The organism is Sphingobacterium sp. MYb388 (genome assembly GCF_037479535.1).
GTDB classification, from domain to species: domain Bacteria; phylum Bacteroidota; class Bacteroidia; order Sphingobacteriales; family Sphingobacteriaceae; genus Sphingobacterium; species Sphingobacterium anhuiense.
Genome location: NZ_JBBGYV010000010.1, coordinates 76,958 through 103,027, shown reverse-complemented (window position 1 = coordinate 103,027; position 26,070 = coordinate 76,958). Strand labels below are relative to the sequence as shown.

At 35.3% G+C, this 26,070-nt stretch carries 21 protein-coding genes; 9 read left to right on the top strand and 12 right to left on the bottom strand.

From position 1 onward, the window contains the following. Nucleotides 1–2: 2 nt before the first annotated feature. Nucleotides 3–320, bottom strand: coding sequence for a hypothetical protein (locus WH188_RS23405; protein WP_132769107.1), 318 nt, complete (start codon nucleotides 318–320; stop codon nucleotides 3–5). Between the two features lie 242 nt (nucleotides 321–562). On the opposite strand from WH188_RS23405, the gene WH188_RS23400 reads away from it, so the two are divergent. Then, the gene (locus tag WH188_RS23400) at nucleotides 563–1,009 is read left to right on the top strand and encodes a MarR family winged helix-turn-helix transcriptional regulator (protein ID WP_021190462.1); all 447 of its coding nucleotides are present in this window, start codon (nucleotides 563–565) and stop codon (nucleotides 1,007–1,009) included. A 41-nt stretch (nucleotides 1,010–1,050) separates the two neighbouring features. Here the strand turns inward: WH188_RS23400 and WH188_RS23395 are convergent, their stop codons facing one another. The 4 genes from WH188_RS23395 to WH188_RS23380 form a co-directional block, all read right to left on the bottom strand. Then, a complete protein-coding gene (locus WH188_RS23395; protein ID WP_021190463.1) occupies nucleotides 1,051–2,601 on the bottom strand; it encodes an FMN-binding glutamate synthase family protein in 1,551 nt (516 codons plus the stop codon). Nucleotides 2,602–2,818: 217 nt separating this feature from the next. After that, nucleotides 2,819–3,583 (bottom strand): Rossmann-like and DUF2520 domain-containing protein, encoded by a 765-nt coding sequence (locus WH188_RS23390; RefSeq protein ID WP_021190464.1) that lies wholly within the window; start codon nucleotides 3,581–3,583, stop codon nucleotides 2,819–2,821. Then, nucleotides 3,583–6,048 (bottom strand): heme lyase CcmF/NrfE family subunit, encoded by a 2,466-nt coding sequence (locus WH188_RS23385; RefSeq protein ID WP_168127572.1) that lies wholly within the window; start codon nucleotides 6,046–6,048, stop codon nucleotides 3,583–3,585. The genes WH188_RS23390 and WH188_RS23385 overlap by 1 nt, the downstream gene beginning before the upstream one ends. Before the next feature lie 20 nt (nucleotides 6,049–6,068). Further along, nucleotides 6,069–6,479 carry a cytochrome c maturation protein CcmE domain-containing protein gene (locus WH188_RS23380; protein ID WP_168127571.1) on the bottom strand — a complete coding sequence of 137 codons (411 nt, stop codon included), beginning with the start codon at nucleotides 6,477–6,479 and terminating at the stop codon, nucleotides 6,069–6,071. A gap of 357 nt (nucleotides 6,480–6,836) precedes the next feature. Between WH188_RS23380 and WH188_RS23375 the strand changes: the two genes are divergently transcribed. Further along, nucleotides 6,837–7,784, top strand: coding sequence for a lipid A deacylase LpxR family protein (locus WH188_RS23375; protein WP_132769101.1), 948 nt, complete (start codon nucleotides 6,837–6,839; stop codon nucleotides 7,782–7,784). On the opposite strand, the gene WH188_RS23370 is transcribed toward WH188_RS23375, so the two are convergent. After that, nucleotides 7,773–9,023 (bottom strand): dicarboxylate/amino acid:cation symporter, encoded by a 1,251-nt coding sequence (locus WH188_RS23370; RefSeq protein ID WP_168127570.1) that lies wholly within the window; start codon nucleotides 9,021–9,023, stop codon nucleotides 7,773–7,775. The genes WH188_RS23375 and WH188_RS23370 overlap by 12 nt on opposite strands. A gap of 368 nt (nucleotides 9,024–9,391) precedes the next feature. Between WH188_RS23370 and WH188_RS23365 the strand changes: the two genes are divergently transcribed. The 5 genes from WH188_RS23365 to WH188_RS23345 all read left to right on the top strand — a co-directional run bounded on the left by WH188_RS23365 (nucleotide 9,392) and on the right by WH188_RS23345 (nucleotide 17,361). Continuing rightward, the gene (locus WH188_RS23365; protein ID WP_168127569.1) at nucleotides 9,392–9,973 is read left to right on the top strand and encodes an RNA polymerase sigma factor; all 582 of its coding nucleotides are present in this window, start codon (nucleotides 9,392–9,394) and stop codon (nucleotides 9,971–9,973) included. A gap of 100 nt (nucleotides 9,974–10,073) precedes the next feature. Beyond that, the gene (locus WH188_RS23360; protein WP_168127568.1) at nucleotides 10,074–11,261 is read left to right on the top strand and encodes a FecR family protein; all 1,188 of its coding nucleotides are present in this window, start codon (nucleotides 10,074–10,076) and stop codon (nucleotides 11,259–11,261) included. Nucleotides 11,262–11,392: 131 nt separating this feature from the next. After that, entirely contained in the window at nucleotides 11,393–14,740 is a 3,348-nt protein-coding gene (locus WH188_RS23355; RefSeq protein ID WP_339424691.1) for a TonB-dependent receptor, read from the top strand. 9 nt (nucleotides 14,741–14,749) lie between these two features. Continuing rightward, the gene (locus tag WH188_RS23350) at nucleotides 14,750–16,201 is read left to right on the top strand and encodes a RagB/SusD family nutrient uptake outer membrane protein (RefSeq protein ID WP_168127566.1); all 1,452 of its coding nucleotides are present in this window, start codon (nucleotides 14,750–14,752) and stop codon (nucleotides 16,199–16,201) included. Between the two features lie 8 nt (nucleotides 16,202–16,209). Continuing rightward, on the top strand, nucleotides 16,210–17,361 hold the full coding sequence (locus WH188_RS23345) for a metallophosphoesterase (RefSeq protein ID WP_168127565.1): 1,152 nt from the start codon (nucleotides 16,210–16,212) through the stop codon (nucleotides 17,359–17,361). A 61-nt stretch (nucleotides 17,362–17,422) separates the two neighbouring features. Here WH188_RS23345 and WH188_RS23340 read toward each other — a convergent pair whose 3' ends face one another. Continuing rightward, nucleotides 17,423–18,634: an FG-GAP repeat domain-containing protein gene (locus WH188_RS23340; protein WP_168127564.1), complete on the bottom strand. Its 1,212-nt coding sequence runs from the start codon at nucleotides 18,632–18,634 to the stop codon at nucleotides 17,423–17,425. Between the two features lie 203 nt (nucleotides 18,635–18,837). Between WH188_RS23340 and mnmD the strand changes: the two genes are divergently transcribed. After that, a complete protein-coding gene (gene mnmD / locus WH188_RS23335; protein WP_168127563.1) occupies nucleotides 18,838–19,503 on the top strand; it encodes a tRNA (5-methylaminomethyl-2-thiouridine)(34)-methyltransferase MnmD in 666 nt (221 codons plus the stop codon). 84 nt (nucleotides 19,504–19,587) lie between these two features. Here the strand turns inward: mnmD and WH188_RS23330 are convergent, their stop codons facing one another. The 4 genes from WH188_RS23330 to WH188_RS23315 all read right to left on the bottom strand — a co-directional run bounded on the left by WH188_RS23330 (nucleotide 19,588) and on the right by WH188_RS23315 (nucleotide 23,404). Next, nucleotides 19,588–19,824: a hypothetical protein gene (locus tag WH188_RS23330; RefSeq protein WP_339424690.1), complete on the bottom strand. Its 237-nt coding sequence runs from the start codon at nucleotides 19,822–19,824 to the stop codon at nucleotides 19,588–19,590. A gap of 540 nt (nucleotides 19,825–20,364) precedes the next feature. After that, the gene (locus WH188_RS23325) at nucleotides 20,365–20,862 is read right to left on the bottom strand and encodes an FKBP-type peptidyl-prolyl cis-trans isomerase (RefSeq protein WP_021190473.1); all 498 of its coding nucleotides are present in this window, start codon (nucleotides 20,860–20,862) and stop codon (nucleotides 20,365–20,367) included. 30 nt (nucleotides 20,863–20,892) lie between these two features. Next, nucleotides 20,893–22,896, bottom strand: a complete 2,004-nt coding sequence (locus WH188_RS23320) for a thioredoxin domain-containing protein (protein WP_168127562.1) — start codon at nucleotides 22,894–22,896, stop codon at nucleotides 20,893–20,895. Nucleotides 22,897–22,918: 22 nt separating this feature from the next. Continuing rightward, on the bottom strand, nucleotides 22,919–23,404 hold the full coding sequence (locus WH188_RS23315) for a SixA phosphatase family protein (RefSeq protein ID WP_168127561.1): 486 nt from the start codon (nucleotides 23,402–23,404) through the stop codon (nucleotides 22,919–22,921). 431 nt (nucleotides 23,405–23,835) lie between these two features. On the opposite strand from WH188_RS23315, the gene WH188_RS23310 reads away from it, so the two are divergent. After that, nucleotides 23,836–24,930: a glycosyltransferase family 4 protein gene (locus tag WH188_RS23310; RefSeq protein WP_168127560.1), complete on the top strand. Its 1,095-nt coding sequence runs from the start codon at nucleotides 23,836–23,838 to the stop codon at nucleotides 24,928–24,930. A 63-nt stretch (nucleotides 24,931–24,993) separates the two neighbouring features. Here WH188_RS23310 and WH188_RS23305 read toward each other — a convergent pair whose 3' ends face one another. Further along, nucleotides 24,994–25,782: a glycosyltransferase family 2 protein gene (locus WH188_RS23305; protein WP_168127559.1), complete on the bottom strand. Its 789-nt coding sequence runs from the start codon at nucleotides 25,780–25,782 to the stop codon at nucleotides 24,994–24,996. Between the last annotated feature and the right edge of the window lie 288 nt (nucleotides 25,783–26,070).

The following is a 26,070-nucleotide window of genomic DNA, read 5'->3' as shown; positions in this document are numbered from 1 at the left end:
CATTATTTGTAGGGTCTATCAAGAATGATAGACATTATGACTGCCTTTCTTAAATCAAAGTCTTCTGTTACCATTGGTTCTTTTTGTAAAGATTGTGGTAATTTATTTTTTTTATTCAAAGCTAAGCGGTGCTCTTCTCTTTCTTTTTTAAATCGCTGAATTTCGTTTGTATCTTTTATTTTTTCTGAGTAAAAAGGTGGTGGGGTAACCACATTCTTTTCTTTCTGAGAGGGTTGATATGCAGGTGGTTCTGTTTTGTTTTTGCTAGGAATAGGGGCATTTGCCTTTCTTCTTTTTAGCGCAGCATCTTGCTCTTTCATATAGTTCTGATATGACTTAAAACCAAAGATTGCTAATGCAATTAATAGGGGGACCAACTTTTCCATAGCATGAAGATAACAAAAAAAAAACAATTTAATTTTTGTTATACCATGTAAAGCATTATATTTATAATATAAACCTATTTGGCCAACGAGTTATAGTTAATTTTATCTTTTTTGAAAATAAAGATCCGTTGGCTAAAAAGTACGATATAGTATAACCTAAAAAGACTTTGATTATTATGCTTAATGAAGATTTAATTGGAAAGATAGAGTTCTATGATTTTCTAACTGGAAAAGCGACTACAGCCATATCGCGTAGAATGCAGCGTAATTTAAAAGATGTGGGAATCAATATTACGGCTGAGCAATGGAGTATTTTGTACAATTTATGGCAAGAGGAGGGACTTACACAACAAGAGTTGGCCATTAGAACCTTTAGAGATAAACCAAGTATTACGCGTTTAATTAATAATTTGGAGAAATTAAATTTAGTTATCCGAGTAAATGATAAAGATGATCGTAGATCAAATTTGATTTATTTAACTAAGTCTGCCCGTAAGTTAAAAGAGATGGGTATGCAACAAGCTAATAAGACTATTGCTGAAGCATTGGATGGGGTATCTCCAGATACAATTGATATGGCGCAAGTAACGCTTCAACAAGTTATCTGCAATTTGAGAAAATAATAAAGAAGGGCTTTTGTTTTATGAAAAGCCCTTCTTTATTATTAAAATATTTTTGCCTCAAAATCAGTATGACTTTCGATTAGACGACCTTCTCTTCCAAAATAGATGTCTTGAAAACTTAATGTGTTAACAGCATCAACTTTTCTGAAAAATTTATCGGCACTGACATCGGATAAAGTTTTAAATCCACAAGCTTCCATAATCTCTACAGTAGCACGTAAAGTGTTACGATGGAATTGTGCGACACGTACATATTTATCGTTAACATCTAATCCTTTATACAAGTGGGGCTGTTGTGTTGCAACTCCTACAGGACAAGTATCTTCGTTACATTTCAAAGCTTGAATGCAGCCTAATGCAAACATCATTCCTCTGGCACTATAGCATGCATCTGCTCCGAGAGCAATTACTTTTAACAAATCAAAACCAGTGACGATTCTACTCGAAACTAAGAGCTTGATATGTCTTTTAAGACCAAAAGCAATTAGAGTTTTTGTAACAAAAGCTAAAGCATCATATAATGGCATTCCTAGATTATCTGTAAATTCGAGTGGTGCAGCACCTGTTCCACCCTCGGAACCATCAATAGCAATAAAATCTGGGAATATCTGTGTTGTTTGCATTGCACGACAGATTTCAATAAACTCTTGTTTATCACCGATACACATTTTGAATCCCACAGGTTTGAAGTCACTTAATTCTTTCAATCTATGAATGAATTCCATCATTTCAATTGGATTTGAGAATGCACTGTGTGCAGGAGGTGACATGACATCTGTACCTGGGATGACGTGGCGAATTGCAGCAACTTCGGGTGTGTTTTTGGCTGCAGGTAGTATACCTCCATGGCCAGGTTTAGCACCTTGTGATATTTTCAGTTCAATCATCTTGATGTTAGGACGTGAAGTTTTTTCTCTAAAAAGTTCACCATCAAATTTACCGTCATGCGTACGACAGCCAAAATAACCCGTACCTACCTGCCAGATCAAATCGCCACCACTGTTATGATAGTCACTGATACCACCTTCTCCAGTGTTGTGTGCAAAATTTTGTAATTGAGCACCTTTATTTAATGCGGTAATAGCTGTTTTACTCAATGCGCCATAACTCATTGCAGAAATGTTAAAAACACTTAAACTATAAGGATGTTTACAAGCTGCATTCCCTACAGTAGTACGTAAGTCATGATTATCAATGTGACAAGGAAAGACAGAGTGAGCTGCCCATTCATTACCGACTGTTTGTGGATCTGTCTGCATACCGAAAGCAACAGTTTCCCGTTGGTTTTTAGCGCGTTGATAAACGATAGAACGTTGTCTTCTATTAAAAGGACGTCCATCAGTATCAGACTCCCAAAAGTATTGACGTAATTCTGGACGAATGGATTCAAAGAAATAACGGAAATATCCAACTAAAGGATAGTTTCTTAAAATTGCATGTTTATGTTGGAAACTGTGATATATCGCCACAAATAAAAGAGGCATCGGTATGACTAACAACCAAAACCACTGTGGTGTAAAAATAAGCCCAAAAGAGATTATAATCAAATTGATTACAGTCATGGTGCCAAGAATTAATTTTCTAACGGTCATAATTTAAATAGTATTTAGACTCTTACTTTAATAAAAATTTGATCAAATATCAATCAAATGTAATCGATTGATCTGTTACAATTTTAATGTTTACTATGCTTTCAAATATTGAACCAATGTTCATTTTATACAAAGCAAAAGTACTAAGTTACTTGTTGTAAAAGAAAATTAATGGCCGTTATGAAGAAGTTTTAAAATCTTGGTAAAGAAATGATATTTAGCTTTTTCTTTTTACAATCTCTTGTGATAATAGTTGATAGATTTGTTTCCAATCATCATGTTCGCTGATAAAATTTAAATGCTTTTTTATCGTGATTTCGTCATTTCTAACAGCTGGTCCGGTCTGAACTTGACTAGGTAGCTTAGATTGTACCTTTTGTGCAGTTTCAAGAATAATTGGCCTGATTATATCAAACGGTAAATCGTGCTGCTGTAAGAGGTCATAACTGATTTGAAAGAGTGCGTTTGTGAAGTTATTCGCAAATACTGAGGCTATATGAATAGCTAATCTTTGACTTGAGCTACAAGCGATAGATTTTGGTGCTATAGTAGCCATAAGCTTCATCAGAATATTAAATGTTATGGAGTCATTTCCTTCAATACAAAACGGAATAAGACTGAAGTCGGATTGATCATTTTTAGAAATGGACTGCGGAGGATATATCACACCATAATGCTGAAATTTACTTAAAACTTGTATATCTGTAGCTCCAGAACAGTGCACAACAATGCCGGAGATAGCTGTAGATATGGTTTCAATAAGTGATGGAATAGCATGATCCGGAATTGCGATCATATAGAGATCAGCTTCTTTATTTATTTCTGATACCTTAGAAATAGCCTCTGCATTTACAGCAAAGGCCAATGCTTGAGCATTGACCTTCTGTTGACTGAATATTTGCAAGATTTTGTGACCTTTGTTATGGAAGTTATGTGCAAAGTGTGTTGCAACATTTCCACTTCCTAAGATGACAATATTCATTAGCTTTGTTTTTTATCTAATCTTTTTGCCTCACTATTTCTTCTAAAAATAGACATGAAAAATCCGATTGTCATGACAATAGTTCCACACCAGAAGAAATTAATATATGGAAATTTAATCGCTTTAAATACAATCCATTTTTTCTCTGGAAGTGGTTTTTGGTAAACCATAACTTCTAATTTATCTTTTTTAGGCAAGATATTTGAAAAACGGAAACGTAGTCCTTCTTCATTTACATCTTTATTAAAATCATATGAAGTACCATCTTTGATTAAAAACACCGGTTCAACGTTGTATTCTTTTTTATCAGAAGCGATAACTTTGATTTTTAATCCTACAATGACATCTTTCTCTCCCTTAGGGATGTTTTCTAAATGAGCATTTCTGTTAATACCTTCAATGACAAAGAAACCATTTCTATAACGAAGGGTGTCACCAACATTGACCTCATAAGTTGCCGGTTCTTCATAATCCTCAAAGCCTGTTTTCTGATCGGCAGGGATATTTGCATTTTTCGCCTGTAAGTCCGAAGCTGCCGCAGTTATTAGGGTGTAAATGTCATGTGTGAAGTAGTGCTTTGTCGCAGGAGTACCGATCAATCCTCCCATTTTCTCATTATTCTGAGCAAACGGCATAAGTACAAACGAATTTTTTACTTTTCCACTTTCCTCATCGATTGCTTCATATTTTATCTTATAAAACACATTGGGTTGTGCTACACTATCACCAATATAAGTGATGCGGTATTCACCCATCTGCACCGGTTCACCCTCTGTTAAGAACAGGTTGTCACCAGGTTTTTCAACCTTGTCAAATCCAGATACAGCAATATAACCCGTATTATTGATTGAAATCACTTCATTGGTAGATGCTGCTATCATGGCTCCAATTAATAATAATCCAAATCCAATGTGCGCAATAGCTGACCCCGCTAATTTCCACTTACCTTTTACGGCATCTGCTAATACGCGAATATTCGCGAGAATACAGAATAGGGAAGAGAAGGTTATTAAGATGAAAATTAAATTTGTGTATGTTTTCGTGATGTAAGAAACTGCAGCAGTTAATACAATAGCTACGATTAAAGAAGCGATGGTTGACGCGAAAAATTTTCTAGGATCTGTTTTTTTATACTTCAAGAATTGGGTGATTGAAGTTAAAATCATAATAATGACCGCAAATCCCGACTGCCATTTGTTATAATGTTGGATCGGATCTAAAGGTGGAGCAACCTTGGTTCCAAAAATAGCATTGAAGACTGGAATTGAAGTTGAAGAGATCATTTGAACGCAGGCAACAGTTAGAACCAAAGCGCCTATGAACAACCAAAATTCTCTTGAATAGATATCCTCCTCTTTTTGAGTCGTCGGCATTTGTTTTTTACGGACAACCAAAGCTACAACCATAATCACAAAGAAGGTCGCATTAAAGGCAATAAGTTGAACATTTAACCCCAAATCAGTAAATGAGTGCACAGATGTTTCTCCTAGAATCCCACTTCTTGTTAAGTAGGAAGCATAGATGACAAGAACGAAACTGATTAAAGCCAAGAATGTAGCTGTAAAGTAAGAATGCCCAGAGTTTTTATAAGCAATCATTACGTGAACAGCAGCAATTAAAGTAAACCAAGGAATAATAGATGCATTTTCTACAGGATCCCAAGCCCAGAAACCACCAAAGTTAAGTGCTTCATACGCCCAAAATGATCCCATAATTATACCTACACCCAATATCATGACAGCAAAAAGTGCCCATGGTAATCCAGGTGTAATCCACTCTTTATAACGTTTGGTCCATAAAGCCGCGGCCGCATAAGCAAAGGGAACAACCATAGAAGCAAAACCTAAGAATAGCGTTGGCGGGTGAATAACCATCCAATAGTTTTGTAACAGTGGGTTTAAACCTTTGCCATCAGGAATTAAAGATAAATAGTTTGGATCGTTAAAAATTGGTCCCTCTATAGCCTCTCTTAGTAAGATAAAAGGCGAGCTACCTAGATGAAATCCAAAAATTTGTACACCTACGATCATAGAAGCTAGAAATACTTGACACAACATGATGAAGGTCATTACTGGACCCTCCCAATCTTTAGCCTTAAAAAGTAAAACTGATCCTAATACACTTTGCCAGAACATCCAGAGTAAAAAACTACCTTCCTGACCTTCCCAAAAACTGGAGATGATGTAATGTGTAGGCAATGATTTGGAGCTATGTGCCCATGCATAATGGTATTCAAATAAATGAGTATGGATAATGAAAAAAAGCGTTGCAGCAATCGCAATGATTGAGGCTGCATTTGTCCAGAAAGCAATCCGGGCAATTTTTAACCAAGATTTTTCTTCTTTATTTGTTGTAGCAAAATAATAACTAATGAAAGATAGTAATGCTGTTCCGAATGAGAGAACAATAAAAAACTGACCTATTTTTCCAGGCAATAGATTCTCGCCTACGTAGTTTACGTCCATTTATTTGGTGATTATGAATATTAGTTATTAAATGCTGTAGCGTTAGTTTCTGTAACCTCGACTTTATCTTGGTTATATTTCGAAGGACATTTCATCAATATTTTTGACGCATGAAATACATTACCATCCATTTTACCTGTTAATACAATTTGTTCAGATCGTTCGATATCCTGAGGTTTTGAACCATTGAATACAATTTGACATTCTGTACTATCATTGTCATACATGTAAAATGAAAAGTGATTTGCATTAGTTTTTGGATCATAATGCAATGCTTTTTCCTTATTAAGTACGCCTACAACATAGAGTTCTGTTTTTTTCTCTTTCGCTTCTGTAAAAGTTGAATAGGTGCTAGAATCTGTGTAAATTACAAGAATCATCGCAATTGCAACAGCAATAAGGGCGATTAGAATAATGGAACTTTTTTTCATTAGAATAATTTGTTTAATAAATGAGCGTCAGCTTTCTATTTGTATTATTGAGCTCGCTAACACTCGGTTTTAAAGGCCATGAAGCTATCATGAGCAGTTATTCATTTTATTAATGAGCTGATTTAAGCTCATGATGGTTTCATTTTTAAAAAAAATTAACACTTTATCGAATACAAAATTACGAATAGATTGGCGAAGTAACTAAATTTGCAACCGGGATCGTTTATTTATAACCTTTCTAAATAAATTTATAATGCGTTGAAAATAGGTTTAAATCATTCTATACAACATACATTTAATCTTATTAAATATCTTTAATTTAGTTTATATCTTAATTTTTACAATCATTTGGATCGAATGAAAATAATCGTGTTGCGTATTGTGTGTTTGCTCGTAGGGATATTGCCTTTACAACTTGCTTTATCGCAAAGCAAAATTTTAAAAAGTGAAATTGCTCTCCAAAATGATAATGACGTTTATTTATTAACATCTCAGGACCGTTATTATACAAATGGAATCAATATAAACTATAGATTAGGTTTAAAATCAGATACTTCGAAAGTTAAAAATCGTGTGTTGGATATTGAGCTTGGACAAAAGATGTACAACGGGGTTAATTTGTATAATAATAGATCATCACAATGGGATAGACCGTTTGCAGCCTATCTATACCTATCGGGTGAATTGAATCAGTATTATAGACAGGAACAGGTATTAAGTTTAAAAGTTGAATTCGGGCAGGTTGGACCACTTGCAAAAGGAAAGGAGGTGCAAAAAATTATCCATCAGGTATTCAATATTTATGAAGTATCTGGCTGGGAAGGGCAGATCCCAAATGCATTTGGTGTTGATCTAGGATTAAAGTATCAAAGGCTGTTCTATAGATCATCTGGCAGAAGTTTCGAAATTTCGGGTGTAAGTTCAGGAACATTAGGAATGAACCATGTAAATGCAAATATTGGTTTGCCTATCAGATGGGGGCGCTTACGGTCATTTTATCATTCTGCATTTACTAAGGGACATGTTCAGAGTACGGAGACCGATCGAGAATTATTTTTCTATTATATACCATCCTTATATTATCACGGCTATAATTCCACTATTCAAGGCGGGATTGGACATGATAAAACATTCAGAGATCAATATACGATTGAGAAATTCATGCCTAGCCATAAAGTTGGATTTATGCTGGCAAGTGGTCGATCAACCCTAGGATTATCCTATGTCTTTCAATCACGAGAAGCGAAAGAAATGCTTTATGGTACGCATCAATATGGATCCTTGTTTTATGGATTACGATTTTAAAACCTCCGCTGTAACAACCTGATATTTATTTCCGGTAAATTTTGTCACGAGCATACTTGCTACAGTGTCTCCGGTAGAATTTAATATGGTCGCTAATGGATCAACGAGCGTTCCGATAATCATTACGGCTGGAACGGCTTCTATTGGAAGGTCCAGCACAGAGATCATTAACATTTCTCCAATATATCCGCCATTAGGAATTCCGCCTGCTACCACACTAACTAGAACAGTAATTCCGAGTGACATAACGAGCGTCATCGGATCAAAAAAATCTTTTCCTATTAACAAAAATGCAACGTATATTTTAAAAATAGAAGATATACTGGATCCTTGTTTATGTAGCGTTGTTCCCAAAGGAATGACCACATTAGCGATAGTATCTGGAACTCCAATGTTTTTTGCAGCCAGTAAGTTAGCAGGCATTGTTGCCAAACTACTGCAAGAACCTAATGCAGTCAGCGTGGGAATAATATTATTTTTCCAATAAGAGGTAATTCCATATTTGCCATTCGCAATAAATGCAAAGACAGTGAAACCCACAAAAAAATAACAGGTTCCAAATAAATAATAAAGCCCTAAAGGTTTGGCATAGAAACCAAAAAGCTGTGGTCCTAAACTACTGACTTGATAAGCAAAATAAGCACCTAAACCGATCGGTGAAATTTTCATGATCAAGATCAACAAATTTTTCATCACTTCATTTCCAGCATTTAAGAAAGATAGGAATGGCTGTGCAACAGCACTTGATTTTCGCGTAGCTATACCCACTAAAAATGAGAAAATTACAAGAGCAAGCATATTCTCTCGTGATAGTAGTTTACCAAACTCTGAAACGGTTAAAAAGCGAACCATCTTATCACTCCAGGTGTCATCAGGATTATTGTCCAGAAGTTCTGAACCATTTGGTACTATGGGAGCGTCAAGAGGAAAGAAATAAAGGACGGCAATCGTAGCACAGGCAGAAATGAGTACACCCATTAAAAAGACGCCGGTCATTGCCCCGATGATCTTGCCGAGTTGGTTTGTTCCTTCAATATTAGCTACAGATGATGAGATAGCAAAGAAAACTAGCGGAATGACAGCAACAAATAACAAGTTCAGGAAAATATCACCTATAGGCTTGATATATGGAACTATAGTAGGTAAATATATTCCTAAGATACTCCCTGCAAGGATACCTACAATAAGTAGGATGATGCTTCCATAATTTTGGAGAAATATATTGGTTGTGTATGTCATTGTGGATACTAATTTAGTTTTTTTTATTTATATATCATTTAATATATAGTGAACGGAACTTAAAATTCAAAATTTTCAATTTATACTAGTTTGATTTTGAATATGATTTGTCTAATTGTTGGTAGACCTCGAACAGCTTGCAATTTTATTATTGATTTAATGGTTAAAAGGTTTGTACATCTTATTGGTAGTATAATGCCTCTGCACGGTTAACGGTATGATGCCGGTATTTTAAATAATTGTTAACAACTTGTTATTCTAAAAAGTCTTTTCTATTTTAGTCCAAAATAGTGACTCTAACCTATGTATCACTTTAAATAGATGCCTTTTCGTTTTTTTGAAAAAATAGTCTAATTTCACACTGCCTTATGACAGATTCACAATTGATAGACAGTTTGAAAGGAGACGATCAAACGGGATTTGTTATCATCTATCATCGATTTTATAAGCAATTATTCTTTTTTATACTGAAGTATATTAAAGAAGCAGATATTGCGGAAGAGATCGTAGCTGATGTATTTGTTAAGGTGTGGGATCGTCGGATGAATTTCCCCACTATGGAAAACCTTCGGGCATTTGTTTATATTTCAGCTAAAAATGCAAGTCTTAACACGATTCGGGCAAAACGTTCCAAAGGTATTCATGAATCTTTATCAGACTATGAAGATCTTTTAGTTGATGACAAGGATGCCTTTTCGAATTTGATACATGCCGAACTTGTTCATGCTATTTTTACAGAAGTAGAAAAATTACCTGAAAAACAAAAAGAAGTTTTTAATTTAACCTTCCTAGAAGATAAGACCGTTGAGGAAATTGCAGAAGAACTGGCAATGAGTCCTTCCGCCGTATACACTAACCGTTCTCGGGCAATTAACACAATTAGACACCTGTTAAAGACAAAAAATACATTAGCACTTTTTGCTTTTTTATCTTTTGTTGGCCAAAAGTAAATATATATTTTATTTAACTCATTATTAGATATTTAGGTTTTTTTCTCAAATATGCTGTAAGATTGTTAAGTAACTCGTGTTTCTATTATCAAAATGAATAATGGCACACACGAAGCATCATATAGACAACACCTTAATCCTATTACAAGAATATTTGAAAGGGAATATTCATCCAACTACAGATAGAGAGCTTCGGATGCTTTTTCAACAATATCCAGATTTACGAATCATGGTAGAAAAGTTGGAAAATGCTGATCATTTGCGTCAAGAACTAGAATATTATAGTGTGCACGTCAAAGATATCGAAAAAAGAGAATCTCGAGTACTCTCTAATATCATGACAAAAATTGAGAAACCATCTTTAAAGAAAACGACAAGTTATAAAAAGTTACCACTATGGTATACAGTTGCTGCTTGTATCATTGGATTAGCAATATTTGGTATTTGGACCATCAAAAGTAAAGATCACAATAACAATATTGATGTTACAAAATTAGCAGAAAACCTGCACCCTGGTGGAAACAAAGCAACACTTCATTTTTCTGACGGGAGCAGTTTAGGATTAGATCAAAGCCATAATGGAATCGTTATAGGCAGTAGTATCACCTATAATGATGGTTCCGTAGCCTTAGGTAGCTCGACGGATAAAAGACAGATGATGACCTTATCAACTCCGCGGGGAGGGCAATATGAGATTCAGTTGTCGGATGGTACAAAAGTATGGCTAAATGCATCTACAAGTCTAAAATACCCAGATAAATTTACAGAACAGCAACGTTTAGTGGAATTAGACGGTGAAGCCTTCTTTGAAGTAGCGAAATCGCAAGGTAGACCATTTATTGTTATTACTGCAAAGGAAAAAATAGAAGTGTTAGGAACTCATTTCAATGTCTATTCTTATCCAAATGAGAAAGAATCCAAAGTTTCTTTAAAAGAAGGTAAAGTTAAAGTTTCTGTTCCCACTGGAGAAGAGAAAGTACTTGCACCAGGCGAACAGGCAGTGGTCAATGGAGAAAACCTTCGTGTGCAACAAGTCTCTATAGATGAAAGTATCTCTTGGACAAATGATGAGTTTATGTTTAATAATGAACCTCTAGGTACAGTGCTGACACAGGTCGCAAGATGGTATGATATAGATATCGATATAGACCCTAGTCTTTCAAAAATTACGCTATGGGGATCCGTTTCCCGACTTGATACTTTTGATAAAGTGTTAAAAATTATAAAAATGACTGACGATAAAATTAAAATTCAAATCGAAGGGAGGAGGGTAAAGCTTATGAAATAATGATTACACTCAGAATCTAATATTTCGTAATCTTAAGTAGCTGAGGAAGGTGGTACTTCCCCAGCAATTGGTTCGAAAATTAAAAAATACTTGCTAACTATTTATTAAACTAACAAAACCAACCAAATGTAATGAAAAAGTATAAATACCTCATTATTATGAAAATGATTATTATGCTTCTTTTGTTTACCGTGGGACAGCTTCATGCAGGAAGTTTTGCTCAAACGGTACGTATTAAGAAGAAGAATAGTGCTATTGTTGACGTATTCCGTGAAATCAAAAAGCAGACTGGATATACAGTTCTTTGTAAATCGGAAATTATCAACAATACGCCTTCTGTAAGTGTAGATTTTGATAATGTAACGTTAGACCGTGCCCTTTCCGAGTTGCTAACTCCACGTGGACTGACTTATATTAAAGATGGAAAGTCTATCGTCGTTAAATCGGGTAAACCTGATTTTGATAACCAACAAACTATTAAGAATTCCAAAATCACAATCTTAAGCGAACAAAAATCGGTACATGGACAAGTAACAGACCAAAGTGGACAGGTGCTTTCTGGTGTCAGTGTTTCGATTAAAGGAACAAAAAATACTGTAGGAACCGACCAAAATGGCAATTTTTCGATTGTGGCATCACGAGGATCTATCTTACAGTTTAACTTTTTAGGTTATGAAAGAAAAGAAGTAGAAGTTGTTTCTGAGACCGTAAATGTGAGCCTGCAGTTTAGTCAAGCAAATTTAGAAGAGGTTGTTGTAACGGGGTATGGTACGTTTAAGAAATCAGATTATACTGGATCTGCTTCAACAATCCGTACTGAGCGCATGTCCGACGTGCCTGCTGTCGATTTTTCGACAATGCTTCAGGGAAATGCGCCTGGGGTGCAAGTTAATTCACTTTCCGGTCAGCCAGGTGGTGCTACTGATATCCGTATTAGAGGAATGGGATCTATTAATGCTTCTAGCAAACCTTTATTTGTCATCGACGGTGTTCCGGTAATGTCTAATGATATTTCATCAAGTAGTTCAAATAATGCTGGATTGGATGTCATGTCTACTTTGAGTAATGCCGATATTGAGCAGATTACAGTAATTAAAGATGCCGCAGCAGCTTCACTTTATGGATCACGTGCTGCTGGTGGAGTAATTTTGATTACCACAAAGTCTGGAAAAGCTGGAAAGCCAGTATTCTCATTTAAGGGTGCTTATGGTCTTTCAAGTCAAGCAACAGATTTCCGTGAGGTCATGGATGGTCCCCAACGACGCGAGATGCTTTTGGAAGGACTTCGAAACCGTGCTCGTTACATCGATAAGGTGGTCGATGATAACTTAATAGAAGAATATGCACAAGCGAACATCGATAAGTATGCACCTAAACCTTGGAGTGGTTGGACAGATTGGAAGAAAGAATTGTTTCGCCAAAATTCTCCTTTTAGAAATGCAGATCTTTCTGCTTCAGGAGGTGATGGTAAGCTCTCTTACTACACATCGATGGGGTATGTCAATCAAACAGGTTTGTCTTATCAATCTGGTTTTGAGCGTATAACTGGCCGTTTGAATGTTAAATATAAAATGAGCGATAAAATAGAACTTGGAGCTAATATTCTATACTCAAACATTGCTCAAGATGTGAATTCAGAAGGAGGAGCTTATACTTCACCGATCTATTCAACTCGTCATAAGATTACAGCTTCGGAGCCGGTGTACAATGAAGATGGTTCATTTTTCACAGATTTCTTTTCTAATGGACCGCGTAATCCTAAAGCAACTTCCTTGTATAATTACCGAAGAGAACAGGGTGATCGTTCTTTTAATACCGTATTTGCCAATTATAAGTTCTTTGATGGTTTAGTCTTTAATACAACTTTTAGTTTAGACCATACCAATACCAAATATAATTCTTGGTCAGATCCACGTACATCAGACGGTGAGAAAACAAATGGTTCTTTAACTACAAGTTTTACAGATTATAATCAGATCGTATGGCGGAATAGTTTAACTTATAATAAGACTTTTGCTAACAAGCATCATTTGGATATATTGGGCGGATATGAGGTTAATAAATTTCGCAAAGATGGAATTGATGGTGCAAAAGATAATTTTCCTTCAGTAGATAAAGTTGTTCTTTCAAATGGTTCTGTCATTACAGATCTTTCTGGTTCCAATTCAGAATGGCGTTTGTTGTCTTACCTTTCCAGAGCAAACTATAATTATGATGATAAATATTTCTTTGGTGGTAGCGTTCGTATGGATGGTAGCTCTCGTATTCATCGTGATAGCCGTTGGGGGAAATTTTGGTCCTTATCAGGAGCATGGAAGTTTTCAAAAGAAAACTTTATGGAATCAATAGGTGACGTTGTAACTGACGGTAAGATTCGGGTGTCATATGGTACTAATGGTACTCTACCCAATACGTATTATACTTATATGGATTTGACCGGTTTTGGTTTTCCTTATCTTAATAATCCTGGTATAAGAGAAACTCAGATTGGAAACCCGGCTTTACAATGGGAGAAACAAAATAATCTAAATATTGGATTAGATCTTCGTCTTTTTGATCGTTTGGGAGCTACCTTCGAATGGTACAGACGCCAGTCGTCAGATCTATTGAACGATATGCCTACGTCCTATACAACAGGTTTTTCTGCTTATCTAACCAATATTGGAGCACTTCGTAACTCAGGAATAGAAGTTGATTTGAATGCAGATATTTTAAGAGATTCTGAATTTAAATGGACTTCAAATCTAAATTTTGGAATGAACAGAAATAAGACTATATCATTAGCTGATGGAAGTTCTGAGTTAAGGGACGGTACATTGATTCACCGTGTCGGCCAACCATGGTATAGCTATTATCTGATCGAATTTGCGGGGATAAGTAAGGAAACTGGTGTGCCACAATATTACATCAATGATCCAGCTAATCTAGATTCAAGAGATATCACAGAAGATTATACCAAAGCAAACAGAATTCTTTATAAAAGTGTCGATCCTAAGTTGATCGGTGGTTTTACTAATACCCTTCGTTATAAGATTTTTGATCTAAACTTTACATGGACATATTCTCTGGGTGGTTATTCATACGATAGCGGTGCGAGTAAAACAGAGCTTGCTGGAAAAACGGGTTATGATAATATTCCGCAATATTATGAACGCAGATGGCAAAAGCCAGGTGATGATACCGATATCGAAATGTTTATGGTTGGAAATACTTACGATATGAGCAGTGTAGCCAATACACGTCGTGTTCATTCAACAGATCATATCCGATTGAAAAACTTGACTTTCGGAGTATCTCTTCCGCAACACATTGCACGTCGTCTTAAAGTGAGTAATATCAGAGCATATTGTTCAGGAGTCAATCTTTTGACTTTTGCAGCTTATAATAATTATGATCCTGAGGTACCTGTAAATGGTACAGTATATTTTGAATCCCCAAAACTGAAGACGGTTACTTTTGGTTTGGATATTAAATTCTAAAAAAAGACTATGAAACTTATATTATCAACGGTTCTGATATCTTGTACTTTGTTAGTTGGATGTGGGGACCAATGGTTGGAAAAATCCCAGCCAAGTACTTCTACAGAAAGTTCTGAAGCAATTAAATCTGCCCGAGAAGCTCAATATGCTTTAAATGGCATTTACGATATTCTACGTGGTTCTGAATATTATGGAGCTCGTATGACTTATTATGGCGATGTAACTGGAGAAGATATGTTGTCGAACGGTGACACAAAACGTGCGGCAAAATATTATCTTTTTGATTTTAACAAGGACAATACTCCTTCATCACTGTGGTATCAGCCTTATCGTGTTTTAAGAAATGCGAATGGTGTTTTGGCCTTCGTTAATGGAGTTGAGAAAGAACAATTGACTGATGAACTCAATGACATAAAAGGACAGGCATTAACACTTCGCGCGTTGGCACATTTTGATTTAGTTAAAGTGTTTGGAGATCCTTATACAAAAAACAACGGGGCCTCACTAGGGGTACCGATTGAAATAGAAAAACATAATTCAACTAATAAACCTGCACGTAATTCAGTAAAAGAAGTCTATACACAGATTGTAGGTGATTTGGAAAATGCAGTAACCTTAATGAGTGCTGCGAAAAAAAATGGCAAACTTAATAAATTTGGTGCACAGCAACTATTAGCAAGAGCATATCTTTATATGGGCGAAAATTCCAAAGCTTTAACTGTCGCGATGCAATTGATCAAAGAAGCGGAAACAACACAGAGCTCGACTAAAGGTCAATATCTGTTATGGACAAATAGTGAATACGCTTCTGTTTGGTCAAAGGATTTTACAAATGAAGTTTTGTTTCAGCTATCTATTGTAAAGACTGAAAACGGTCCTGGAAAAGAAGGAATAGGGTATCTATTGTGGAGAAATGGATATAATGACATTATTTTATCGGACGATTACATGAAGTTAATCAAAGATGACTCCAATGATGTCCGTCATAAGGTCATTACAAAATATACCAGTAAACAGGTTGACTATTATTATTTGAACAAATATCCTGGAAATACTGCTGATGGTGAAAATCCTGAATTTGCAGATGTTCCTGTTCTTCGTCTTTCGGAGGGATATTTAATTGCAGCCGAAGCTGCCGTTAAACTAAACGACAGTGCAAATGCTTTGAAGTATCTTAACGCTATAGTTTCTCGTGCTAATCCTGCAAAATCTGTTTCTGGTGTCGTTACTCTAGAACGAGTTATGGAAGAGCGCCGTCGTGAACTTGTAGGTGAGGGACATCGACTTTTTGATGCATTACGCAACAATATGCGTATAGAGCGTAAAGGTAGTGCTCATGTTTCGCCATCTTTAAGACCTGAAACCAAATCGTTTGATCGCACATTTTTCAAAACATTGATGGCTATTCCACGAATTGAGATTGATGCGAATAAAAACATCGTTCAAAACGACGGATATTAAACTATATTATGATGTATAACTGCATTAAACAATATCTTAAAGTCAATTATACTGGTCCTTCTTGGACCAGTATAACTTGTGCTTTGACAGCTGTATTTGTTCTTTTTCAGATTGCCGATACACATAGTCAAACAACATTGGGAAATAACGATGGTCCCTATTTCTTTTATGAAAATGGAGGAACGAAGCTTGTGCGTGTCGATAATGGTGAGATTCGAAGTGAAGTACCGGTTAAATCATCATTTAAAGTCGTGACAGAAGATGGTGAACATCAGTTTGAAGTAAAGCGACACCCGCTTAAGACCCCTAGCTGGAATTCTCCAAAAAGTAATAAGATCCTTGTTCTGTCAGATCCTCATGGCGATTTTCAATCTTTTTATGCTATTCTAAAAGCGCAGAAAGTAATTGGAAATCATTATGAATGGACTTTTGGAAAAAATAACTTGGTCATTATCGGAGATGTATTTGATCGCGGTAAAGACGTATTACCTATCTTTTGGTTAATCTATAAATTGGAAAACGAGGCTGAAAAAGCTGGCGGTAAGGTGCACTTTCTTTTGGGCAATCATGAAGAAATGATCTTACGAGGTAATTATAAATACACCCAAGATAAGTATAAAATGCTTGCTGACGCTATTGGAAAAGATTATCGTGATTTCTGGTCATTAGATACTGAATTAGGAAAATGGCTACAAAGTAAAAATACGATGGAGAAGATAGGGGATCATCTTTTTGTACATGCAGGACTTAGTCATACCATGCTAGATCCACAATGGACAATACCTGCAGTAAATGATTCTGTTCGTTTTTATTTGTTTCAAACCAAAGAAGAGAGACATAAGTCGCGTGCAGGTACTTTTCTATTTGGTAGTGAAGGGCCTTTGTGGTATCGCGGCATGGTTCGTCAAGAAGAAAAGTACCACCCTTTAAGCGAAGCAGATTTAGAAACAATACTGCAGATTTACAGTGCTAAAAGAATATATCTTGGACATACAATTTTTCCGGAAGTTACCTCTTTTTATAAAGGTCGCGTTATTGCTGTAAATGTGAATAATGAAGCAAATAGAATAGGAGGCAAAAGTCGTGGATTACTTATTGAGGGAAATAAGACGAGCGTCATTTATGATGATGTAAAGAAGAATAAGAGATTAGCACAATAAAGTCCTATTCTTTTATAATTGAATGTTTAGGCTGGGACTTTCCCAGCCTATTTGTTAAAATTTATTTTTGACCCAATAACAGACGAACCTGAGAGCCCCATCCGCCGATCACCATATCAGCTATCCCATCCGCGTTGACATCGTCAACTGCAATACCCCAGCTTCTACCACGTGTAATTTCAGGGATTGTTTTGTCAGTAACAAAAGAAAAGTGACCCTTTCCATCGTTTCTTAAAGCTTGCACTTGCATCTCTTCAAAAGGAGGAATCTTGATTGCACTCAGTATAATGTCTAAGTGTCCGTCATGATCAAAATCAATTGCAGTAGCCGCATACGTAGAAAATGTTTGTTCTGGCATTCTAGATTCTGTTTCATCTACAAAACGACGGTCGCCCTGATTTATAAGCAATCGGGCTCTGGGATCTTTATCTTTTGCGCCCCCATTACTTGTTAGATTGGCGAAAAGTATATCGGGTTTCCCATCGCCATTTGCATCAAATACAATCACCTCGCGCGTGTGTAAGGGTACCATGAGCGGTAATCCTGCAGTATGTTCTATGAAATTTCCTTTTCCATCATTAAATAATAAACGATTTGGTGGAGTTTCGTTACCAATAATCATATCCATGTGACCATCTGCGTCCAAATCTGCAAATTTGACGGATTGAGTTTGATCTTCAACCTGTGGAAGTGAAATTGAAGTATGGTCTAAAAAATACCCAGGTCGCTTAGCATCATTTATCCATAAGAAATTTTGTGGTGATTTGCCCGAATTACCGATAACAATATCCATAAGGCCATCTCCGTTGACATCTGCTACATCCAGACCGTTAGCTTCGCTTTTGCCTAATAGCCGATCGGATACATCGATAAATGTGCCATCACCTTTACCTAGATAATACTCATGGTTCTGATCATCCTCAGCCACAAAAATAAGGTCTATAAAACCATCTTTATTAAAATCTGCCGCCCTTACATGCTCGGTATCATGCGGTTTATCAGCAAAAACACCTTTCTTCCAAGAAAACTTACCACTTCCATCGTTAAGGTATAATCTGTTGGGTTCAGATTCTAGAGCCAGTACAAGATCAAGATCTCCATCTGCATCAACATCGATAAGGATTACATCCAAAGCATGCGCTTTTGCATCTTGTGGAATATTTGTTAACGTCACATCATTAAAATATTTCTGTTGAGCCACACTGCATTGCGTAGAGCCAAACAATAAGCATATGCTCATATAACTTAGTGATTGTTGGATGTAATTTTTCATAATCATTTTGTTTACAAGATGTTAATATATAAATAATTATTCATTTTTAATGAAAGGTTTTTAAATTTTCTTGATAAGAACAAACAATTTTATGAGGTATTGTTTTTTACTTTTAATAACCTCAATGAAATATAAAGACTGATTATATGGATATCCATAGCAATTAAGTTCATTTTATTCTATTTTTGTTATCTATGCGTGAAATGGAATTTGTAACAACAGGAGATGGTTCAAAAACATTGTTTAATGAACAAATAGGAGAGTGCTACCACTCCAAACATGGAGCTGTTCAAGAAAGTAAACATGTTTTTATTCAGACAGGACTTGATTATTACATTCAGAAACACTCCTTTAAGGATATCGCTATTTTGGAAGTCGGTTTTGGAACAGGCTTAAACTTTACGCAAACGCTCGCTTATACATCTGGTAAAGAAATTTCGGTAGATTATGTAGGTATAGAAGGCTATCCATTGTCACTGGAGGTTATTCAGCAAATTGGTTATGATGCATTCGTTTCTGAAGAAAACTGGAATAATTATATAACAGGTTATAACCAAGCTCTAAATGAAACAACAGAGATTGATTCAAATACAAATTTACATATCGATCATACCTTATTGATGGATTTTAGTTCAGATAAAACTTTTGATTTGGTATACTTTGATGCTTTTGCCGCTATTCATCAACCCGAAATGTGGTCAGATGAGGCTTTGGCACATGTTTCAAAATTTATAAAACCAGGAGGTGTATTTGTTACCTATGCTATTACCGGCAATCTCAAAAGAAGCATGAAAGCACTAGGATTTACGATCGAAAAAGCACCGGGAGCACCAGGGAAGAGAGAGATGTTACGGGCGACAAAGGTTTAAGGCAATGATTCATAATAGTAGGTTGTGAATATGAAAGTTACAACAATATGATTATAAAGACAATTCTTAAAAAACAGGATTTAGCTAAAGTTTTTCAAACTCAAAAGTTATAGGTTTGTGAGTTGGGCGATTCGGTGCAGTTACGCCACAGATAGGAAGATATTTTCCGTATTCTTCTTTCATTTTGTCCTTGGGGTCTCGATTATTCAAGTCAATATATGGACGAGGTGACTGCCATGACCATTTTATGGTTTGGTGACAATTAAGAGTCAGACTACTTTGAAATGAATAAGAAGGATGTGTAATATTCGCGGTAGCCATGATTGAGAATACGCTATGGAGGCTATGGGCCATGCTTCATTATAGAGTTATTGCAAAACAGGAGCATGGTTTCGCACTATGGCGGGAGGCTTTCGACAAAGGATAAAACGATTCCGCCACAGGGGTAAATGAAACAGACAGGTGGCGAAACGAGTTTGCCACGTAAGGAAATGGCAGGGACAGGCGACGAAACGATTTTGTCACGTGGGGAAATGATTTATACAAGCAACGACACTATTCCATAATATGTGAAATGATGCAGTCATAGGACAAAACGATTCTGCCACGTGGGGAAATGAAACATACAGTGGTCACTACGATTCCGCCACGTGCGGAAATGTCATATACTGGCGACGAAATGAAGCCGCCATAGCGCGAAATCGATGAAAAATTGCAATTTCTCTTATAGCTGAAGTTATTAATCAACAGTCAGAACTGTTAGCTCCTTTCTGAAATTAGACTATACGTTATAATTACTACAAATAAAAACGGATGCTGGTTTGAACCAACATCCGTCTCTTATAAATATTTTGGTCAGAATTAGTGACCTTGAGTACCATCTACACCGTGAGAGTGACCATGAGATAACTCTTCTTCAGTTGCAGGACGTACATTTAAAATTTCGATTTCGAAATGTAATGATTTACCAGCCATTGGGTGGTTTAAGTCAGCAACTACAACTTCAGGAGTTACTTCTACAACTACTGCACGAAATTGGTTACCTTGGTTATCTTGTAAAGGGATAACCTCACCTACTGGAGGTAAACCAGTTTCTTTGAACATATCTGCTGGTAATTGGGCAACAGCACGCTCGTCTTTTTCGCCATAAGCATCTTCTGCAGATAATTCAAATGCAGTAGTGTCACCAACATTTAAGCCAGCGATGTTTTCTTCAAATTTAGGAAGCATCATGCCTACACCATATAAGAAGTCTAAAGGATTTTCTGTTGTTGTTTCTTCTACGAATACTTTTTCGCCGTTTTCGATTGTGTGAAGTTTGTAAGTTAACGCTACTACGTCATTAGTTACTATTGCCATTTGTTTTGATTTTTGGGATATCCCCCGTTATTATTCTATTATTTTTATAAGTTCTGCAATTGTATCCTGTGGCAGACTGCATGTTTTATTTCGACAAAGGTATGCTTTTGAATTTAAACCCTGTCTATTTAATAACAATGGTAGACTGCTTTTTGTTCCACCCAATACAATTTTATTCGGAATGTAATAATGATCTAGCTCCTTACGAAATGCATGTGCATCTTCTCCAGTTAGCGCAATCTCATTGCAACCATACAATTCTTCTAACAATAATATTGCCCAATTTGAATATGCAGAACCATATGTCTTGATTTGTGGGAATACATTGGCAAATAACTGATCTGAAATTGCCGTATACTCCTCATTGTCAGTTAGTAGGCCTATTTTTTTTAATTGATGACAAATTGCTGATGTAGATGACGGAATGACATTATCCATGACTTCACTTTTTCGGGCAATTAATTTTTCTGCGCTCGATGCACTGTAGTAAAACGTTGTTTCGTCGCTATCATAAAATAATTCGATTGTTTTATCGAGTAATGAGGTTGCTGTTTGTAACCATTTTTCCTCAAATGTAGCTTCATAAAGTGCTGTAAATGCAGTGATCGTAAAAGCGTAATCATCTAAAAAACCGGGGATACTGCGATTTGAATCTTGTGGCTGATGTAAGATACTGAAATCGCCGGCAATCAATTCACTCTTCAGAAATTCAGCATTCAGTAAAGCCAGCTCTAAGTATTCCTTTTTATCAAAGATGCGGTATGCATCAATCAGCCCCTTTAGCATTAACGCGTTCCATGTTGCCAACTGTTTGTGGTCAAGTCCAGGATGAATACGATTTTTTCTGTAGTCAAATAGCTTTTTCTTTATTGACTGTAGGTAAATTTCCCATTCTTCTGTGTTGTAGCCAGCTTCCTTAGCCATTTTATCAGCATCAATGTCACAAATCAATATATTAGTTTTTTCTTCTTCCCAGTTACCTTCAACAGTTATGTTGTAATAAGCGATAAATAAATCAGCATCTTCACCTAACACCGTTTTAATTTCGACGATGTCAAATGTGTAGAATTTTCCTTCGACGCCTTCACTATCGGCATCTAAAGCTGCATAAAAGCCATTGTTCGGAGCTAACATTTCGCGTTGCGCCCAAGCAATTGTCTCTTCAACGACACGTTTATATAAAGGATGGGGTTGCTGTTGATAAGCTTCTGCATACAGGGAAATGAGTTGGCCATTGTCGTACAGCATTTTTTCAAAATGTGGGACATGCCATTCACTATCGACTGAATAGCGCGCAAAGCCACCTCCGATGTGGTCGTAGATACCTCCAGAAGCAATTTTTTGGAGCGTAAAATGAACATGGCTTAGTGTTTCAGTATCCTGCGATAAAACAGCGTAACGCAATAAGAATAACCAGTTGTTAGGAAGCGGAAATTTTGGACTGCGATGATAACCACCGTCTCTCGGATCAAATAATTCTTTCCAAGGTTTTATAATATCTTCTAAATTTTCAAACTTATATTGCTCCGGTATTGCATTTATAGGTAATCGCTCACTCTGTTGAATGCCTTTTGTCAATTTGTCAGCATATTCCATTGCTACAGCAGGTTGTTCTTCCCACATGCGGGCAATCTGAATTAAAATATTCTGCCAATCATGAGCTTTGAAATAAGTACCACCATAGATGGGTCTACCGTCAGGTAAACAGATGCAGTTTAATGGCCATCCACCAGCATTTGTCATCAACTGTACTGCAGTCATATAGACCTGATCAATATCGGGACGCTCTTCTCTATCTATTTTAATCGGAACATAAAACTTATTCATGGTCTGTGCGATCACGTCATTTTCAAAGCTTTCGCGTTCCATCACATGACACCAGTGACAGGCAGAGTAACCGATACTGATGATGATCAATTTATTTTCTTCCTGTGCTTTCTTTAATGCTTCTTCCCCCCATGGCATCCAGTGAACCGGATTGTGCGCATGTTGTTTCAAATAAGGAGAATTTTCAAATTGCAATTGATTTGCCATAACCCGAAGGTACAAAAATGAATTATACTATGGTATTTAAAAGCGTAGCAGTATTGGATGTTAGGGTATTAAAATCAAAACCCTCATCAAGAATAAGATGTACAACTTGCGATGTTGATAAAGGGACAGATTCATTACTCACATATTCAATAAAATCTGATAAACCAGGGTTATGGCCAAATATAAATAGTGTATGAATATGTGGTGGAACCTGGTTGATTAGTTTTAGAATATCCAAATAAGTAGCCTCGTAAAGCTGATCTTCTTTAATTAAAGCGATTTGAGGGTATTTAATTGTTTTAATAAATATTTCTGCAGTTTGATATGCTCTGATTGCAGATGATGAGATACAGAGCGTAGTAGAATCCGCTTGCATCTGTAGAGCAAGCTGATGGGAAACACGTTGTGCTCTTTCTATGCCTTTATCTAATAATATACGGTCAAAATCTTTCTTAGAAAATGACTGTTCAGCCTTGGCATGACGGACGATATAGAGATTTTTAGACATATTCTGAAGTTATCCATATAAATATAAATAAAATCGATTTATTATTTCAAAGAATAGGAAAGTTTAACATTAAATTAATGGTAATATTGTATTTAGACATACTTGTTAAGATTTGAATAACCATATCCTTAATTTCAATGATAAATAAGGAATGAGTTACTTGCAATATAGTACCAAATAAGATATACTTACAAACAGTATTATTGCGAGACTATTTGCTTGTAATTTACTTTGATTATGATGTTTTTAAAGCTTTTCATAAAATAAGTTTTGATAGGTTGAAAGCAGTTTCGACTAAGTGAATTATATTTGTCAAAAATGATAATTGTTGCCTTCATATAAGTGAATAAATTCATATTCTGAATTTATTCACTTTGGAAAAGGAAATTTTCATTTTATAGCAATTGATTGAATTATAAAATATAAGATTAATGAAGGTATTATTTGATTATCAAATTTTTGCAGCACAAAAGTTTGGGGGTATTTCTCGATATTTTGTAGAATTGATGAATGGAATCGATAAGGTTGAAGATATGTCATATCGCATAGATGTGTATGGTAATATCAATCATTATTTATCTGAAAAGCATATTAGAGCTTTCAATTTTATTGAAAAAATCAAGAAGTATCAACGAAAACCTTATAAATCAATAACGAAAAATCAACTTGTAACATTAAATGCTCTTCAAAATTCCTCCATTGATGTTTTTCATCCTACATATTATGATCCCTATTTTATTCAGGATCTTAAGAAGCCACTTGTTATTACAATTCACGATATGATTTATGAAAATTACCCAGATATTTTTTCATCGGATTCTCCAATTGCTCACAATAAGCGATTGCATATTGAGAAAGCAGATAAAATAATTGCTGTTTCCGAGAAAACAAAAAGTGACATCCTGAAATATTACAACTTGAATGAAGATAAAATTGAAGTAGTCTATCATGGTATTGATTTAAATCAACCATTAGTTTATGAAGATATTCGAAACCTTCCGGAATTATATATTTTATATGTCGGTAACCGATACGGATATAAGAATTTTAGTTTGCTGGTTCAAGCTTTTTCTAAATTATCTATACAGTTTCCTGAACTCAAACTTGTATTGGCTGGTAGTAGCTTGGCAATTTCTGAACAGGAACTTTTATATAGAAATCATATAACAGATAAAGTCATTCACGTAGCAGCTACTGATGAGCAGTTAAATCTATTATATACGAAAGCTTTATTTTTTGTTTATCCTTCTCTTTATGAGGGGTTTGGTTTGCCTATTTTGGAAGCTTTTAAAAATGAATGTCCGGTATTATTAAGTAATGCAAGTTGCTTTCCAGAGATTGCAGGAGATGCCGCGGCTTATTTTGAAGTGGAATCCTTAGATTCTTTTGTTAGTGAAATGAAAAGTTTGCTTGAATCTAAATTATTACGTGAAAGCTTAATAAATAAAGGAAAAGAAAAATTAATAAATTACAGCATGCATTCATGTATTGAAAAAACAATTAAAATCTATAAAAGCTTAGGTTAAAATAACTGTAATTATCGGTTTTCTTTGACAGACCAAGTAGATTCAGAAATTTCAATAAATCCTTTACTGAAATTTCTTTACTCCGAATGCTTTAAGTATTTTAAATCCTTTTGATGATTGGATTCTTTCTAATTTTTTTACAGCCGCAGTAGTTCTAGTGAAATCTTCAAGTATAAAAGAAAAATTTTCTTTGAGAAAACGATCACGTTCTGCATTAATTTTATCGTGATTCTCAGGTCTAGCTGTAATACCCGTAAGATCAAAGTTGGTTATGATTTCATTAATATGTTTGGTACTGACATTCTCTTTGACAATTACTTTAGTGAAAAATGCCCAATCAGCAACTATTGGATAAGATGTATCATATAATCCATATCTTGTAAATAAATCTTTTTTTATGAATGAGCATGGGTGACCTATAGTTTCATAAAGGAATTGGCTAAAGGTTAATTTACTTGGGTAGTGTTGAACTCTTGAACTATCTTCATCCTCATAGATCAGAGATCCATAAATAATTTCTTCGCCATCTAGTTGCGATATAATATTATTAATCACTTCGGAGTTGTTAAGGTAATCTCCACTGTTGAGGAATAATAAATATTCGCCTTTTGCCAGTTGAATACCTTTGTTCATTGCGTCATAGATTCCACTATCTTTTTCAGAAATTTTAATATCAATAAATCCAGAATTGTTTATTAAATCTTGACTCCCATCTGATGAATTTCCATCAATTACTAAATATTCAAAATTTTTATTTGACTGATTATCAATTGATTTTAGTGTTTTTTTTAAACCATCTTTATTATTTAAATTTATTGTTATTATCGATAGCTTGGTGTTTTGATTCGTCATATTCAATTTATTCTGCCCCTAAATTACAAATTTTACAAATTAATTATTCAATTCTTTTTTTTACTAATCCCATATCATGGCTCTATATTTTCAGTAAGATAGGTTTAAAAAGAAATAAAAGTTATAATTTCGTTTCATTATATTGGTAATAACATAATACTTTTTTATTTTAAGATTTTTTAAAATTGATATTTTAAATTGACTGGCGCACTACTTCTTACTAAATGAGTTTTTCAGAGTTTGATAATTAATGTATTATGAATTTAAATTTAACGAATAAGGATTTGA

Coding starts and splice junctions, on each gene's coding strand:
- WH188_RS23405 (WP_132769107.1), bottom strand. CDS start 320: ATGAAAGAGCAAGATGCTGCGCTAAAAAGAAGAAAGGCAAATGCCCCT.
- WH188_RS23400 (WP_021190462.1), top strand. CDS start 563: ATGCTTAATGAAGATTTAATTGGAAAGATAGAGTTCTATGATTTTCTA.
- WH188_RS23395 (WP_021190463.1), bottom strand. CDS start 2,601: ATGACCGTTAGAAAATTAATTCTTGGCACCATGACTGTAATCAATTTG.
- WH188_RS23390 (WP_021190464.1), bottom strand. CDS start 3,583: ATGAATATTGTCATCTTAGGAAGTGGAAATGTTGCAACACACTTTGCA.
- WH188_RS23385 (WP_168127572.1), bottom strand. CDS start 6,048: ATGGACGTAAACTACGTAGGCGAGAATCTATTGCCTGGAAAAATAGGT.
- WH188_RS23380 (WP_168127571.1), bottom strand. CDS start 6,479: ATGAAAAAAAGTTCCATTATTCTAATCGCCCTTATTGCTGTTGCAATT.
- WH188_RS23375 (WP_132769101.1), top strand. CDS start 6,837: ATGAAAATAATCGTGTTGCGTATTGTGTGTTTGCTCGTAGGGATATTG.
- WH188_RS23370 (WP_168127570.1), bottom strand. CDS start 9,023: ATGACATACACAACCAATATATTTCTCCAAAATTATGGAAGCATCATC.
- WH188_RS23365 (WP_168127569.1), top strand. CDS start 9,392: ATGACAGATTCACAATTGATAGACAGTTTGAAAGGAGACGATCAAACG.
- WH188_RS23360 (WP_168127568.1), top strand. CDS start 10,074: ATGGCACACACGAAGCATCATATAGACAACACCTTAATCCTATTACAA.
- WH188_RS23355 (WP_339424691.1), top strand. CDS start 11,393: ATGAAAAAGTATAAATACCTCATTATTATGAAAATGATTATTATGCTT.
- WH188_RS23350 (WP_168127566.1), top strand. CDS start 14,750: ATGAAACTTATATTATCAACGGTTCTGATATCTTGTACTTTGTTAGTT.
- WH188_RS23345 (WP_168127565.1), top strand. CDS start 16,210: ATGATGTATAACTGCATTAAACAATATCTTAAAGTCAATTATACTGGT.
- WH188_RS23340 (WP_168127564.1), bottom strand. CDS start 18,634: ATGAAAAATTACATCCAACAATCACTAAGTTATATGAGCATATGCTTA.
- mnmD (WP_168127563.1), top strand. CDS start 18,838: ATGGAATTTGTAACAACAGGAGATGGTTCAAAAACATTGTTTAATGAA.
- WH188_RS23330 (WP_339424690.1), bottom strand. CDS start 19,824: ATGGCTACCGCGAATATTACACATCCTTCTTATTCATTTCAAAGTAGT.
- WH188_RS23325 (WP_021190473.1), bottom strand. CDS start 20,862: ATGGCAATAGTAACTAATGACGTAGTAGCGTTAACTTACAAACTTCAC.
- WH188_RS23320 (WP_168127562.1), bottom strand. CDS start 22,896: ATGGCAAATCAATTGCAATTTGAAAATTCTCCTTATTTGAAACAACAT.
- WH188_RS23315 (WP_168127561.1), bottom strand. CDS start 23,404: ATGTCTAAAAATCTCTATATCGTCCGTCATGCCAAGGCTGAACAGTCA.
- WH188_RS23310 (WP_168127560.1), top strand. CDS start 23,836: ATGAAGGTATTATTTGATTATCAAATTTTTGCAGCACAAAAGTTTGGG.
- WH188_RS23305 (WP_168127559.1), bottom strand. CDS start 25,782: ATGACGAATCAAAACACCAAGCTATCGATAATAACAATAAATTTAAAT.